Annotated in this window: 11 protein-coding genes; 6 read left to right on the forward strand and 5 right to left on the reverse strand. The window is 33.8% G+C overall.

Features of this window, described 5'->3' with window-relative positions; genetic code table 11:
* The first annotated feature begins 96 nt into the window (after positions 1-96).
* The 3 genes from JE46_RS09465 to JE46_RS09475 are packed head-to-tail and all read left to right on the forward strand — an operon-like array spanning position 97 to position 2,423.
* Positions 97-840 carry a prolipoprotein diacylglyceryl transferase gene (locus JE46_RS09465; protein ID WP_031455034.1) on the forward strand — a complete coding sequence of 248 codons (744 nt, stop codon included), beginning with the start codon at positions 97-99 and terminating at the stop codon, positions 838-840.
* A complete protein-coding gene (locus tag JE46_RS09470) occupies positions 830-2,221 on the forward strand; it encodes a radical SAM protein (protein WP_031455035.1) in 1,392 nt (463 codons plus the stop codon). Before JE46_RS09465 ends, JE46_RS09470 begins: the two co-directional genes overlap by 11 nt.
* 1 nt (position 2,222) lies before the next feature.
* Positions 2,223-2,423: a hypothetical protein gene (locus tag JE46_RS09475; RefSeq protein WP_031455036.1), complete on the forward strand. Its 201-nt coding sequence runs from the start codon at positions 2,223-2,225 to the stop codon at positions 2,421-2,423.
* A gap of 61 nt (positions 2,424-2,484) precedes the next feature.
* Here the strand turns inward: JE46_RS09475 and JE46_RS24625 are convergent, their stop codons facing one another.
* The 5 genes from JE46_RS24625 to JE46_RS09495 all read right to left on the reverse strand — a co-directional run bounded on the left by JE46_RS24625 (position 2,485) and on the right by JE46_RS09495 (position 7,632).
* On the reverse strand, positions 2,485-2,619 hold the full coding sequence (locus tag JE46_RS24625; protein ID WP_255406176.1) for a hypothetical protein: 135 nt from the start codon (positions 2,617-2,619) through the stop codon (positions 2,485-2,487).
* Positions 2,620-2,645: 26 nt separating this feature from the next.
* Positions 2,646-3,980 (reverse strand): hypothetical protein, encoded by a 1,335-nt coding sequence (locus JE46_RS09480; protein WP_157505904.1) that lies wholly within the window; start codon positions 3,978-3,980, stop codon positions 2,646-2,648.
* A 216-nt stretch (positions 3,981-4,196) separates the two neighbouring features.
* On the reverse strand, positions 4,197-5,993 hold the full coding sequence (gene lepA / locus JE46_RS09485) for a translation elongation factor 4 (RefSeq protein ID WP_031455038.1): 1,797 nt from the start codon (positions 5,991-5,993) through the stop codon (positions 4,197-4,199).
* Positions 5,994-6,155: 162 nt separating this feature from the next.
* Complete coding sequence (locus JE46_RS09490) at positions 6,156-6,893, reverse strand: NUDIX hydrolase (protein ID WP_031455039.1); 738 nt, start codon at positions 6,891-6,893, stop codon at positions 6,156-6,158.
* 22 nt (positions 6,894-6,915) lie between these two features.
* Entirely contained in the window at positions 6,916-7,632 is a 717-nt protein-coding gene (locus JE46_RS09495) for an NUDIX hydrolase (protein ID WP_031455040.1), read from the reverse strand.
* Between the two features lie 642 nt (positions 7,633-8,274).
* On the opposite strand from JE46_RS09495, the gene JE46_RS09500 reads away from it, so the two are divergent.
* Genes JE46_RS09500 through JE46_RS09510 form a run of 3 tightly spaced genes read left to right on the forward strand, consistent with a single transcriptional unit; the run spans position 8,275 to position 14,427 of the window.
* Complete coding sequence (locus tag JE46_RS09500; protein ID WP_031455041.1) at positions 8,275-11,409, forward strand: SusC/RagA family TonB-linked outer membrane protein; 3,135 nt, start codon at positions 8,275-8,277, stop codon at positions 11,407-11,409.
* Positions 11,410-11,420: 11 nt separating this feature from the next.
* On the forward strand, positions 11,421-12,995 hold the full coding sequence (locus JE46_RS09505) for a RagB/SusD family nutrient uptake outer membrane protein (RefSeq protein ID WP_031455042.1): 1,575 nt from the start codon (positions 11,421-11,423) through the stop codon (positions 12,993-12,995).
* Between the two features lie 22 nt (positions 12,996-13,017).
* A complete protein-coding gene (locus JE46_RS09510; protein WP_035136475.1) occupies positions 13,018-14,427 on the forward strand; it encodes a hypothetical protein in 1,410 nt (469 codons plus the stop codon).
* Positions 14,428-14,474: the final 47 nt, after the last annotated feature.

Here is a 14,474-nt window from a genome sequence, read left to right on the forward strand (position 1 = left end):
TCAAAGATAGTATTTATCGCAAAGAGTTAAAAACAATAAATTTTCGCATCTTTACAGAATTGTAGTATTAAATTAAAATCCGAATAATAATTATAAATGAAGATTCCGTTTGAGCCCGTATGGTTTGGTTATGAAATTAATATTCATTTAGTTTTAGAATATTTAGCCTTTTTTATCGGGTATCGGTATTATGCTTTTTTAAGAAAAAGAAATGTCGACAGAATCATCACAATTAATCGGTTATCGATTATTTTAGGAGCAGCTATAGGGGCTTTTTTGGGTTCCCGAATAGTTGGTTTTTTAGAAAATCCTGTTTTTATTTCAGATTTTAAATCGATTATAGATCTGTTCAATACAAAAACAATTATGGGAGGTCTCTTTGGCGGACTTTTAGGCGTAGAAATAGCTAAAAAAATTATTGGTGAAAGAGAATCTTCCGGGGATCTGTTTACGTTTCCAATTATCCTGGGAATTTTTATCGGGAGAATCGGCTGTTTTTTATCCGGAACAAATGAATTCACATATGGAGAAGCTACTTCTTTTTTCCTGGGAATGAATCTTGGCGATAACATACAGCGGCATCCAATTGCTTTGTATGAATTGGTTTTTTTAGTTGTTTTATTTCTTTTCTTAAAGAAACTCCAAAGCAAAAATCTACCAAACGGCTTGTTATTTCAGTATTTTATGATTTCTTATTTCGCATTCCGGTTTTTTATAGAATTTATAAAACCCAATCATTTCTTTGTTGCAGGAATAAGCTCCATTCAGATTTTATGTTTAATTTGTCTATTATATTATCACAAAACAATTTTAAATCTATTCGTAAAAAATGCCAGTTAGAAAGTACACTTATTATGATTTTACGTTAAGCCTTTGTCCGGAATGCTTAAAGCGTATTGATGCAAAAATTGTTTTTGAAGATGGGAATGTTTACATGCTCAAAAGATGTCCGGAACACGGAAGTTCAAAGGTATTAATTGCGGATGATATTCAATATTATAAAAATATCCGAAACTATAATAAGCCATCAGAGATGCCTTATACCTTTAATACCAAAACCCATTATGGCTGTCCGTATGATTGCGGTTTATGCCCGGATCACGAACAGCATTCCTGCCTGACTGTTGTTGAAGTTACAGATCGGTGTAATCTGACATGTCCGACTTGTTATGCCGGATCATCTCCTTCATACGGAAGACACAGAACACTGGAAGAAATAAAAAGAATGCTGGATACGGTTGTTAAAAATGAAAAGGAACCTGATGTTGTGCAGATTAGTGGTGGTGAACCTACTATTCATCCTCAGTTTTTTGAGATTTTAGACTACGCAAAATCCCTTCCGATAAAGCATTTAATGTTGAATACAAATGGAATCAAGATTGCCAAAGACAAAGAATTCGCCAGACAGCTGAAAGCATATTCACCTGATTTTGAAATTTATTTACAGTTTGATTCTTTTAAAGACAGTGTATTGCAGGAATTGCGTGGTGCCGATCTAAGCGAGATAAGAAAACAAGCGTTGGAGAATCTGAACGAAGTAAATTTGTCTACAACATTGGTGGTTACGCTTCAGAAAGGGCTCAATGATAATGAAATTGGAAAAATAATTGAATTTGCATTAAAACAAAAATGCATCAGAGGAGTGACTTTTCAGCCAACACAAATCGCCGGAAGACTGGAAAATTTTGATCCGGAAAAAGACAGGATGACATTAACCGAGGTCAGAAGGAAAATTTTGGAACAAACTTCCATTTTCAATTCAGATGATTTGCTGCCCGTTCCCTGTAATCCTGATGCTTTGGTAATGGGATATGCCTTGAAATTGGGTGATGAGGTATTTCCGCTTACACGGTACATCAATCCAAATGACTTGTTAGACAATAGTAAAAACACCATCATTTACGAACAGGATGAAGTGCTTCGCGGAAAAATGATAGAATTATTCAGTACAGGAAATTCAGTAGAAGTCGCTGAAGAAAACCTGAAATCAATTCTCTGCTGCCTGCCCAATATTGATGCACCCAATTTGGGTTATGATAATTTGTTTCGCATCATCATTATGCAATTTATAGATGCCTATAATTTTGATGTAAGAGCTATAAAAAAATCATGTGTGCATATTGTCAATAAGGATAATAAAATAATTCCTTTTGAAACCATGAATTTGTTTTACAGAGACGATAAAATAGAAAGATTAGAACAACTTAGAACTAATATATAAAATGATGACAGCATTAGAAGTAGGGAATTTAGACGGATTGGTTGCATTTTTTGTTTCGATTATGGTGGGGCCACCTATCTTATTTACAATCATTGGATTTGCAGTAAAAAGAAACAATCCAAAAACAGCAAAAGTGCTTTTTATTATGGGAGCCGTATATTTAATCGTAGGACTGGGAATTTGTGGAGGTCTTATTTCGTAAAAAAGGAAAACCCAATAGCTTGTAGGTTATTGGGTTAGTATTAATTACAAATCTGATTCAATTATAAATTTTTAGAAACTTCATCCCAGTCTAAAAGTCTTTCAGGGTTTATTTTGGCTTTTTCCATTCTGTCTAAAACAATTTCCTGATGCTCAATCGGGATTTCAGTACTAATGTTGAATTTTTTAGTTTCCATAATTATAAGGTTAATGAAAAAATGATTTACGCTTTAAATTTTCTGAAGGATTGGATCATTTCATAAATGCCGAAAGCAATTACAATTTTTCCAATTATAAAAATAAACCAACTTAATGGATTTGTTAGGTAAGTTCGATCATTTTCTAATGGGGTGTAAAAATCTGTAACTAAAAAGAATCTAAATGCACCGGAGATGAAGCGTTTCCAATTATTCCAGTCACATAATGTAATTTCATGATCATAATTTTCACAAATAAAGAAAAGAATGTAAATTATTGAACCAACTAGCAAAGTAAATTTCATTGCTCTTTTCCAGTCTGTTCCATATTCAGAAACAATATCACTGATATTTAAAATAAATAAATCTCTATTTAGTTGTTTTGGTTCTCTTGCTCTATGATTTAAATGATCTTTGTCTTTTTCAAATTCTTTTAATTTCTTTTTTATATCATCTCTGAAAGCGTTGAATTCATAAATTCTAAAGCGATTATAATCAATTTTATTTTCAGCTTTTTGCAATTGCAATTTAATGGTTCTAATAGTTCTTATATTGCATTTATATATTTGTTTAATTTGAATATCATCAAAATATACTTGCTTTTCAAAAATAGTTCTATCAATATCTACAATATCAAAATATGTTTCTTGTAAAGAAATGATATCAAAGAATTTTAAATTATTAAATGAGATTTTGTGGATTCTTGATTTATTGAAACTTACTTGTTTTAAAAATTCACAGTCATCAAATTTCAATGTTGTTTTTATTTCATCACCAGTAGCTTCAAATTTTGCAATATTTAGAAATTTGCAATCAGAAAATTTTGTGTCAGAATTAAAAGTTGTTTTGAAAAAACTAGAATGATTGAACACACAATGATTAAATAATGCAGAATTTAAACTTGATGCGGTTTTGTTGCCAAAATATTCGAAATGACTTTTAAAATTACAGTGAGAAATAATGATGGAATTAAGAGTTGAACGAATAATTGAACAATTTTCTATAGAATCTAAATTTACAATTTTAAGATTTCCTTTTTCAAAATTTATATTTTCAATGTCAATAGAATTAATTTTACCTCCATTTATCTCAATTTCACCATTCTTTATGTTATTCGTTTTTACATTACGAATGTCATTAGTATTTTCCTTAAATGAAAGATAATTTATATTCGAATTTACAATAACTAAATATTTGCGTTGTATATCGCAGGAAATGAATGTTAGATCCTCAAATTCACAGGTGTCAAATTCTAACTCACAATTGAAAGTACAATCATAGAAATGAACATATAAATCTTCATGGGTGTAATTTTCAAAAATTAATTTTGAACAATTAAAAGTTTTATTTTTGAAAACCACAGATTGACCTCCTAAATCACCATTGTCAAAAACAATAATATCTCCAGAGAATGTAATTTCTGATTTGTCTTTTAGATCAGTATATTTTAATTTATTTAGGCTAATTCGATATTGATCCATTTAGTGTGATTTTTTGATTATAAATAAACAAAAAACCTGATAATTTTCATCATCAGGTTTTCTCTATATTCTTTTTTATTCTATTTTCTAAAAAAACTAGTCGTTAAGCTTCAAAACAGCCATAAACGCCTCTTGCGGAATCTCAACGTTTCCAACCTGTCTCATACGTTTTTTACCTTTTTTCTGTTTTTCAAGCAGTTTACGCTTACGCGAAATATCTCCACCGTAACATTTTGCGGTAACGTCTTTACGAAGTGCTTTAATCGTTTCACGAGCAATAATTTTTGCTCCAATTGCAGCCTGAATAGGAATATCAAATTGCTGTCTTGGAATCAATTCGCGTAATTTCTCGGTCATTTTTTTACCGATATTATATGCGTTATCTTCGTGAATCAATGCAGAAAGTGCATCAACTGTCTGAGCATTTAAAAGAACGTCAAGTTTTACCAATTTCGAAGTACGCATTCCAATTGGAGAATAGTCGAAAGAAGCATACCCTTTAGAAACTGTTTTTAAACGATCATAAAAATCGAATACAATTTCTGCCAAAGGCATATCAAAATTCAATTCCACTCTTTCTGTTGTCAAGTACGTTTGATTGGTAATTTGACCACGTTTTTCAATACATAAACTCATTACGTTTCCAACAAAATCAGCTTTTGTAATGATGGTTGCTTTGATAAACGGTTCTTCAACTCTGTCCAGTTTTGAAGGTTCCGGTAAGTCAGAAGGGTTGTTTACGATTAATGCAGTTTCCGGATGTTTTTTGGTATAAGCCAAATACGAAACGTTAGGAACTGTAGTAATTACAGTCATATCGAACTCACGCTCTAAACGTTCCTGAATGATTTCCATGTGAAGCATTCCTAAGAATCCGCAACGGAAACCAAATCCTAATGCTGCAGAACTTTCTGGAGCAAATACGAGCGAAGCATCGTTAAGCTGTAATTTCTCCATCGAAGAACGTAAATCTTCGTAATCTTCTGTATCAACAGGATAAATTCCGGCAAATACCATTGGTTTTACGTCCTCAAAACCGGTAATCATATTGGTTGTCGGCACTTTTGCATCCGTAATCGTATCACCAACTTTTACTTCGCGTGCTTCTTTAATTCCAGAAATCAAATAACCAACATCTCCGGCAGAAACAACAGTTTTAGGAACCTGATTTAATTTTAAAGTTCCAATTTCGTCAGCAAAATATTCATTGTCCGTAGCCATGAATTTAATTTTTTGCCCTTTTTTGATTTCACCGTTTACAACTCTGAAGATAACTTCGATTCCACGAAACGGATTGTAAACCGAGTCAAAAATCAAAGCCTGTAATGGTTCTTCCGGATTTCCTTTTGGAGCCGGAATTTTTTCGATAATAGCAGCAAGAATGTTCTCAACACCAAAACCTGTTTTTCCGGATGCGTGAATAATATCTTCTAATTTACATCCAAGTAAATCGATAATATCATCGCTAACTTCTTCAGGGTTAGCACTTGGTAAATCAACTTTGTTTAAAACCGGAATAATTTCCAGGTCATTTTCTAAAGCTAAATATAAATTTGAAATCGTTTGTGCCTGAATACTTTGTGCAGCATCCACAATCAAAAGTGCACCTTCGCAGGCCGCAATAGATCGTGAAACTTCGTATGAAAAGTCAACGTGACCGGGAGTGTCAATTAAATTTAAAATATATTCTTCTCCTTTGTAAGTGTACTCCATCTGAATGGCGTGACTTTTAATGGTGATTCCACGCTCACGTTCCAGATCCATGTTGTCAAGCAATTGTGCTTTTTCTTCACGTGCTGTAACGGTTTGTGTAGCGCCCAGTAATCGGTCTGCCAGTGTACTTTTACCGTGGTCAATGTGTGCAATAATGCAAAAGTTACGTATCTTCTTCATTTTAATATATCAATTCTCTAATTGAGTTTTAGTCTTTTTCGGGTATAAATTGCACTGTAGCAATTGCTTTAGCGCATAATATTAAGGCGCAAAGATAGCGCAAAGTTTTGGATTCTGGAATGTAGTTGCCCGATAGTTGATTTTGAAAATTAAATTACGGTCTTAAAACTCAAAATTAAATCCTTTTTCAGTCAGTTTTTTGTAGATTTCTGAATCAAATTTGTACAATTTAGCGGCTCTGTGGGACACATCTTGTTGTTTTTCATCTAAGGCAACGAGTAATTTCATATGCAGAATTTTTCTTCGAAAATTTGATTTGTCGAGTTCGATTCCCAATATTTCTTCGTAAAGATGCATTAGTTGCAATAAAGTGAATTTTTCAGGTAAAAGATTGAATCCAATTGGGGCCTGACGCACTCTGTTACGAAGTTGCATTAAGCTGAATTGTAAAATTTCCCTATGATCAAAAATCAAATCCGGCAGTTCGTTGATTTTATGCCAGGTCGCTTCCATTAAGGTAAGACCGGCTTTTACATTATAATCTTCGCGATTCACTAATGTGTAATAACCAATGGTCACAACTCTTCTTCCGGGCACACGATTGGGATCTGTAAATGCTTTTAACTGCTCCAGGTAAATGTTGTCCAGACTGGTTAGTTCATACAAAATTCGTTGTGCTGCATAATCAGAACTTTCTTCTTTTTTGAGCCAGCCTCCAAGAAGCCCCCATTTTCCAATACTTTCTCCTTCGGCATGATGAGCCAGTAGCACTTCGAGGTTTCCTTTGTTAAATCCAAATATGACACAGTCGATCGTAACTCCGTCGATGACCGGGTTTTGAATTGCAGGAGGTTCTCCGCTATACGTTTTGGAAGTTTTTTTAGAGTGTAAAAATGCCATTTGTTTGCTTTATGAGCTGATTTTAAAATTCAAAATTAAATCCTTTTTCAGTAAGTTTTGTATAAATCTCCGAATCAAATTTGTATAGTTTGGCTGCCCTGTGCGAAACATCCTGTTGCTTTTCATCAAGGGCGACAAGTAATTTCATATGAAGAATTTTTCGTCTGAAATTTGACTTGTCCATTTCGATTCCTAATATTTCTTCATACAAATGCATCAATTGCAACAGTGTAAACTTTTCCGGCAAAAGATTAAATCCAATTGGTGCCTGACGAACTCTGTCCCGCAAATGTTTCAGACTATAAGCCAGTATTTCATTGTGATCATAAATCAAGTCCGGAATTTCATTGATCTTATACCATTTGGCATCAGATGCCGTAAAACCAGCCTGAATATTGTAATCTTCTCTTTTAATTAAGGCATAGTAGCCAATTGTAATAACACGCCTCAGCGGAAATCGATCCGGATTTCCAAATGCTTTCAGTTGTTCGAGATAGATGTGATCTAATGCGGTCAGTTCATTTAACAGGCGGTGAGCAGCATTATCAGTGCTTTCTTTTTTATTAATCCATCCTCCCGGGAGTCCCCATCTTCCTTTGCTTATTCCTTCTGCGTGTTGAATTAGAAGTATTTCAAGGCTTCCCTTGTCAAAACCAAATATAACACAGTCAATAGTAATGGCATTCATCACTGAAGAATCATTTTTTACGATAATATCATCATCTAAATTATCAGCCATGCTTGTTAAAAATTTTGACAAATTAAATAAATAAAAAGAATAGATGCTCTTAAAAGTTTACATATTTTTAAAATGATTACAAAAAGATTAAAATTTTTAAACTTAATGATGTAAAAGTGAATGATTGGTTTTAAAATAACAATAATAAAATATATTAAATGAATATTTATCAATAATTATTGCTTCGGTTAAATTAAATAATGTAGTTATTTAATAAAAATAACTTCAAAATTATCTGAATAGTAAAAAAATCATGCTAATTTTTTGTTAATATAGAAAAATTGCATTACACTTGTAGTCAAATTAACCATAAGATAAATTCTTTTTGACTATAAGTAAGCTGGTAACAAAAAACTATTAATTAAACCTCAAATTTTTTTTTACAGGAAGTAATTCGGAAAGTCTCATGAAAACATCATTTAGATACCATAATCAAAAAAAAATCTGCCTAAGAATTAATTATTACAACAGATTTAAATTAAGAATAGAAAATTTCGGTCCATTGACGTAAAACAGAACGTGCAAGCGGAGAACTTCATTGTTTAGAGGCAGACTAAAAAATAGTGGGACAAATTATTTAGAAGATTCATTAATCAGATTAAAAACAACTAACAACAAAATTTAACCAAATTATTAATTATTATGAAAAGCAATTATTGTATTAAACCAACAATGCTCCAGTTTTACCTGATGCTGTTGCTTAGCGTATTTACGATGCAGTCGGGTTTTGCACAAGAGCAATCCCAATTTGTAAGCGGAAATGTAAAATCGGCAGACGATGGTATGGGAATTCCCGGTGCTAGTGTAACAATTGAAGGAACAAAAAGAGGAACCTCTACAGATTTTGATGGAAATTTCAGGTTGGAAGCAAAAACAGGTGATGTCATTGCAATCAGTTTTATGGGATTTAAAACACAGCGTGTCACGGTTGGAACTCAAAAAACAATTAATGTAACCTTACAAACCGAAGCAGCAGATCTTAAAGAAGTTGTAGTTATTGGGTACGGTACACAAAAAAGAACAGCCGTAATGACTGCTATTACACAGGTTTCTGGTGAAAGCCTGGCTAAAACAAATACTATAAATGCACTCCAGGGACTGCAAGGGCAGGCAGCCGGACTTCAAATTACATCTACTTCCGGACAGCCGGGAGAAAAAATGAATGTGGTTATCAGAGGTTTGGGGACTACTGGAGGCAGCAACCCGCTTTATGTTGTAGATGGGATACTTACCGGAGATATTACCTATCTAAACAACTCTGATATTGAGTCAATTTCCGTTTTAAAGGATGCCGCTTCATCTGCTATTTATGGATCACAAGCTGCGAACGGAGTGGTTTTGGTAACAACCAAAAAGGGAAAAAGAGGCTCTCCGGGAAAAATTACTTTCGATCAGTATTATGGCGTACAGTCTGTAGCCAGAAAAGTTGATTTGTTAGATGCTAAAGAATATGCTGTTATTTTAAATGAAGCTGCTGTAAACTCCGGTAAAAATCCTTATTTCACTAATGACCAGATTGCCGGATTAGGAAAAGGCACCAACTGGATGGATAAAATGCTCACGGATAATGCAGCTACTAAAAACTTTTCATTTGGTGCTTCGGGAGGTTCTGATACTTCTGTTTATTCTACTTCATTATCTTATCTGGGGCAGGAAGGAATTGTTGGAGGTAAAGACTTATCCAATTATGATCGTTACAATTTCAGATTCAATTCAGAACATAAACTGTATAAAGATGTGCTTACTTTGGGACAGAATTTAAGTTTTGCTTATGTAGATAAAAACGGTATTGGAGTTGGAAACCAATACAATAATTCTTTAAGAAGTGCATTTCAGACCACTCCATTATTACCAATGTATGATGCCGATGGTAATTATTTTGATACTACAAAGAGTACCGAACTATGGCTGTCAGGTGTAGCAAATCCTTATGCGATTATGGATTATAACAATCAAAACGAAAGTAATAATCAAAAGTTATTAGGGAATGTTTATTTACAGGTTGAACCAATAAAAAACCTAACATTTAAAACAACTTTAGGACTTGATTATTATGTGTCCGAAGGCCATTCTTACAAGCCTGTATATCACTTATCAATTTATGCAAATAATAATTATGATACAGTGAATCAAAATATGAGCAAAAGCAGGAGTATTACCTGGGATAATTTATTAGGCTATAAATTTAATGTTGCCGAAAATCATCATTTTGAAGCCATGGCAGGAACATCTTATATTAATTACGCAGAAACTTCTGTAGAAGCAAACAATGCAGATTCTGTTTTTAATGATTTAGAACATGCCTGGATAGACAATACTACTAATAAAGACGGATCCAAAATAACAATTAAGGGTAAAAAAGAAGAAAATAGACTGATGTCTTATTTTGGAAGAGCAAACTATAATTATAAAGATACCTATTTCTTCAATGGAACTCTTAGGGCAGATGGTTCGTCAAAATTTGCTCAGGGAAATCAATGGGGGTATTTTCCATCAGTATCTGCAGGTTGGGTTGCTTCAAATGAAGCATTTTTAAAAGATTCGCAAGCTATTAATTTCCTTAAAGTAAGAGCAAGCTGGGGTCAGGTTGGTAATCAGAGTATTAGGTCGTTTCAGTATTTAGGTCTAATGCAATCAAAGAACACAAATTATATTTTTGGTAATACCGAAGGCGTACTTACACCGGGAACATATCCTTATAGATTTGGAAATCCTGACTTAAAATGGGAGGCATCAGAGCAGATTAACCTTGGTTTGGATGCCAGATTTTTAAATAATGCTTTAAGTGTAACATTTGATGTTTATAAAAAAACGAACAAGGACTGGCTAATATTGGCTCCAATTTTAGCAACTGCGGGTGCTGAAGTAGCCCCTTATATTAATGGAGGTGATATTGTTAATAAAGGGGTTGAGCTTAGCCTTAATTATCAGAATAAAATTGGGGACTTTAATTATAGTGTTAGCGCAAATGGTGCATATAATAAAAATACTGTGGGTCGAATACCTACTGCAGATGGTATCATTCATGGATTGAGTAATGAATTGTATGATAATGCCGGAGAATTTTACAGAGCAGAAAACGGATTTCCATTAGGTTATTTTTGGGGTTACAAAACTGGAGGTGTTTTTCAGAACCAGGAACAAATTAATAATTATAAATCGGCGAGTGGTGTAGTATTACAGCCAGGTGCAGCTCCGGGGGATATTATTTATCAAAACGTGAACAGAGATGATAAAATTGATGCCTCTGATAAAACCAGTATCGGAAATCCTAATCCGGACTTTACTTTTGGTTTCTCTTTATCTGCTAATTATAAAGCTTTTGACTTTTCAGTGATGGCAAATGGTGTTGCCGGAAATCAAATTGTACAATCGTATAGAAATCAATCAGGAGCTTTCGGAAACTATACATCTGCTATTTTAAGCCGTTGGCATGGTGAGGGTTCTTCGAATTCAATGCCAAGGGTAACGGAAGACAATAGAAACTTTACACAATTTTCTGATTTGTATGTTCAGGATGGTGATTTTTTAAGAATTAATACGGTTACTTTAGGATTTGATTTAGCAAAAATGAATAAATCTAAAACATTCTTTGCAAGTCAGTTCAGAATTTACTTTTCAGTATTAAATCTTTACACTTTTACAAAATACGACGGTATGGATCCTGAGATTGGATTTGGTTCTTCAAATGATGATCAAAAATTTTCATCAGGAGTAGATGTAGGGTACTATCCAAGACCAAGAACCTATATGTTGGGGTTAAATGTTAAACTTTAATAAATAAAACAATGAAAAATACCTATTTATATATTTTCTGTTTGAGTTTATTGTCTCTGGGTTCTTGTAGTTTAGAAACAGATCCATTGGTAAATCAAACGGATACAAATTTTTACAAAACTACAGAGGATGCTTATGCTGCATTAGTAGGTTGTTATGATGGATTACAGGTGGCTACAGGAGCTTCGGGACTGGGTGTTCCAGTAATAAGCGAAGTGATGTCTGATGATTGTTTTGGAGGAACCGGTGCTTCAGATGGGTACAATTATGCATTGATAGATGAATTTGACAAGAGTCGTTCTCCATCTGATGTGGACTTGCTTAATAACAATTGGATTGCCTATTATAGAGCAATTTATCGTTGTAATCTTTTCTTGTTAAAAATGGATCAGATTGACTGGAAAGGTGATACTGCTTTAAGAAATACTTACGAGTCTGAAACTAAATTTATCAGAGCTTATGTGTATTTTGAAATGGTGCGTTTGTGGGGGAATATACCTTTATTAACGGCTCCTTCAACAGATAATATCCCACAGGCAACTCCTGAAGAAGTTTATAAAGTAATAGCTGAAGATTTAGTTTTTGCAGCAGACAATTTACCAACAGCAGCATACAATTCTGTACCTAATGGAAGAATTACAAAATGGGCCGCAAAATCTTTATTAGGCCGTGTATATTTATATTACACAGGATATTACGGAAAAACTGATTTAGCGGGGGTTGTAACAAAAGCACAGGCCTTAGGACATTTGGAAGATGTTATTTCGTCTAGTGGTCATGGTTTAGTTAGTGATTTTTCTACTTTATGGCCAGCTGCATCTGTTGATCAATATGCAGGAGAAAACAATAAAGAGTTCATTTTTTCTATAAAATACACTTACACTAGTGATTATAACGGGAATACTGATGGTAACGCATGGTTGGTAATGTTTGGAATGAGAGAGTTTTCATCTTACCCTTATGCGCATGGATGGGGAGTAACTGTAAACTCAAAATTATGGGATGATTACGCTGCAAATGATACAAGACGCGGAGCAACTGTAATTGGAATTGAAGAAGAAAATATAGCGTTCAACAAAATAAACAGCCAAAGAGAATATACGGGTTATTACAATAAAAAATATTGCCCAATGATTGATAAGGACGGAAAAGAACTTCCTATTGTTTTAGGTAGCCAGTTTTGGGATATCAGTCAGTTTCAGGATTATGTGGTATTAAGATACGCTGATGTTTTATTAATGGCAGCAGAATTAGGAAGTGGAAGTGCTCAGTCTTATTTTGACCAGGTGAGACAAAGAGCGTACAAAGCAAACTTTGCTTCATTACCACCAACTCAGGAAAATATCATGGAGGAAAGACGTTTAGAATTTGCTCTTGAAGGTGTAAGATATTGGGATTTATTACGTCAGGGAATTGGTATAGCTTCGTCAAAAATTGCAGAAAATACAACCTTGTTAAGCGGTGGAGTTGCCACAACAAAAACAATATCGGCTGCTAAAATTCAGGAAACAAAAGGATTATCTCAAATTCCTAATACGCAGATTACATTGTCAGGAAATGTTTTAAAACAAAATGCCGGCTGGTAATTTTAACTAAAAACTAAAGAAAATGAAAAATATTAAAATAGTAATTACAACATTTTTGACGCTGGTACTCCTAATGTCATCTTGTTCACCAGATACCTATTCGTTAGATGCTGTGACTGATAAGTCGGATATTGATTATGAAATTACACAAGATTTTGCAGTAGATCCGGGAGGGAATACTGTAAAATTAACGAATAAAACACCTGGAGTTGTGCTGACCTGGGATTACGTTACAGGAAAATCAAACAAAGCTACTGAAACGGTAAAATATGCCTTTAAAGGAAATTATACTATAAAAATTAGAGCAGTAACAGGTGGTGGTATTGTAGAGTTGGATCCCTATACTGTGACCGTTACTCAGGATAATTTAAATTATGTAAACGACCCACTTTGGAATTTACTTACAGGTGGCGTTGGAAAATCTAAAACCTGGCTTTTGGATTTAAATGCAGATGGGGTTTCGAAATATTTTATTGGCCCAATGTACTTTTATGGGGCAGATAACGGATGGCTTGAAGGTGGCGATAATGGATGTTATGGTGCTAGTTGTTGGAATTGGCTTCCGGAATGGAAAGGAAACACATGGATTGCTGCTAAAGGTGATTATGGAAGCATGACATTTAGTTTAGAGGGCGGTCCATTTTTAAAAACAGATCACAAAATGATGGCCAGTTATGGTCAGGAATCAGGGACGTTTTTTTTAGATGCTGATGCAAAAACATTAACTACCTCTAATGCTACTATTTTACATACCAATGAAAATGAAAATTGTGTAGATAATTGGCACTCTATGAAAATTATGTCACTAACAGAAAACACATTACAAGTTGGTGTTTTAAGAAAAGGAAGTTGTGATGGTGCTGCAACATTGGTTTTTAACTTTATATCAAAAGACTACAGCGATAACTGGGTACCAAAAGATGTTCCGGATCCAAATCCGGCAATTGATTTAAATGGTGGAAGTGTCGATGATTTATTATCAACTACAACTACAACCACTAAGACATGGGCCTTAAGCAAAGACAGCCCTTTTAACTGGACAGATTTAACAGGAGCATTTTTAAATCCTTGGAATACTGTAGCTGATTATCCGGACTGGGCTGCATTTACAGCAGCAGATCAGGCAACTGTAGTGAAAAATAAAATCTCTTTTTCTGATGATGGAACTGTTAAAACCGTAAAGAGCGATGGTACTACAACTTCAGGGACTTATACAACAAGTACTGATGGAACAAATATTATCACTTTTGGCGGAATAAATCCTTCATTTGCGATAGGCAATTCCTGGGCAAGTGTATCTACTACTACAAAAAACCAATGGAAAATTGTTAAAACAGCAAAAACCGGTAATGTAGTTACTGACATTTGGTTTGGAAAACGTGATGAGGTGAAAAGTGAGTATATGGTTTTCCACTTTGTATTAAGTAATTAATAATCTAAAACCACTTTTTTAAATAATAAAGTCATCTCTAAATACAA

Origin of the sequence: Flavobacterium chungangense LMG 26729, from assembly GCF_000735715.2 — a bacterium.
GTDB lineage: Bacteria > Bacteroidota > Bacteroidia > Flavobacteriales > Flavobacteriaceae > Flavobacterium > Flavobacterium chungangense.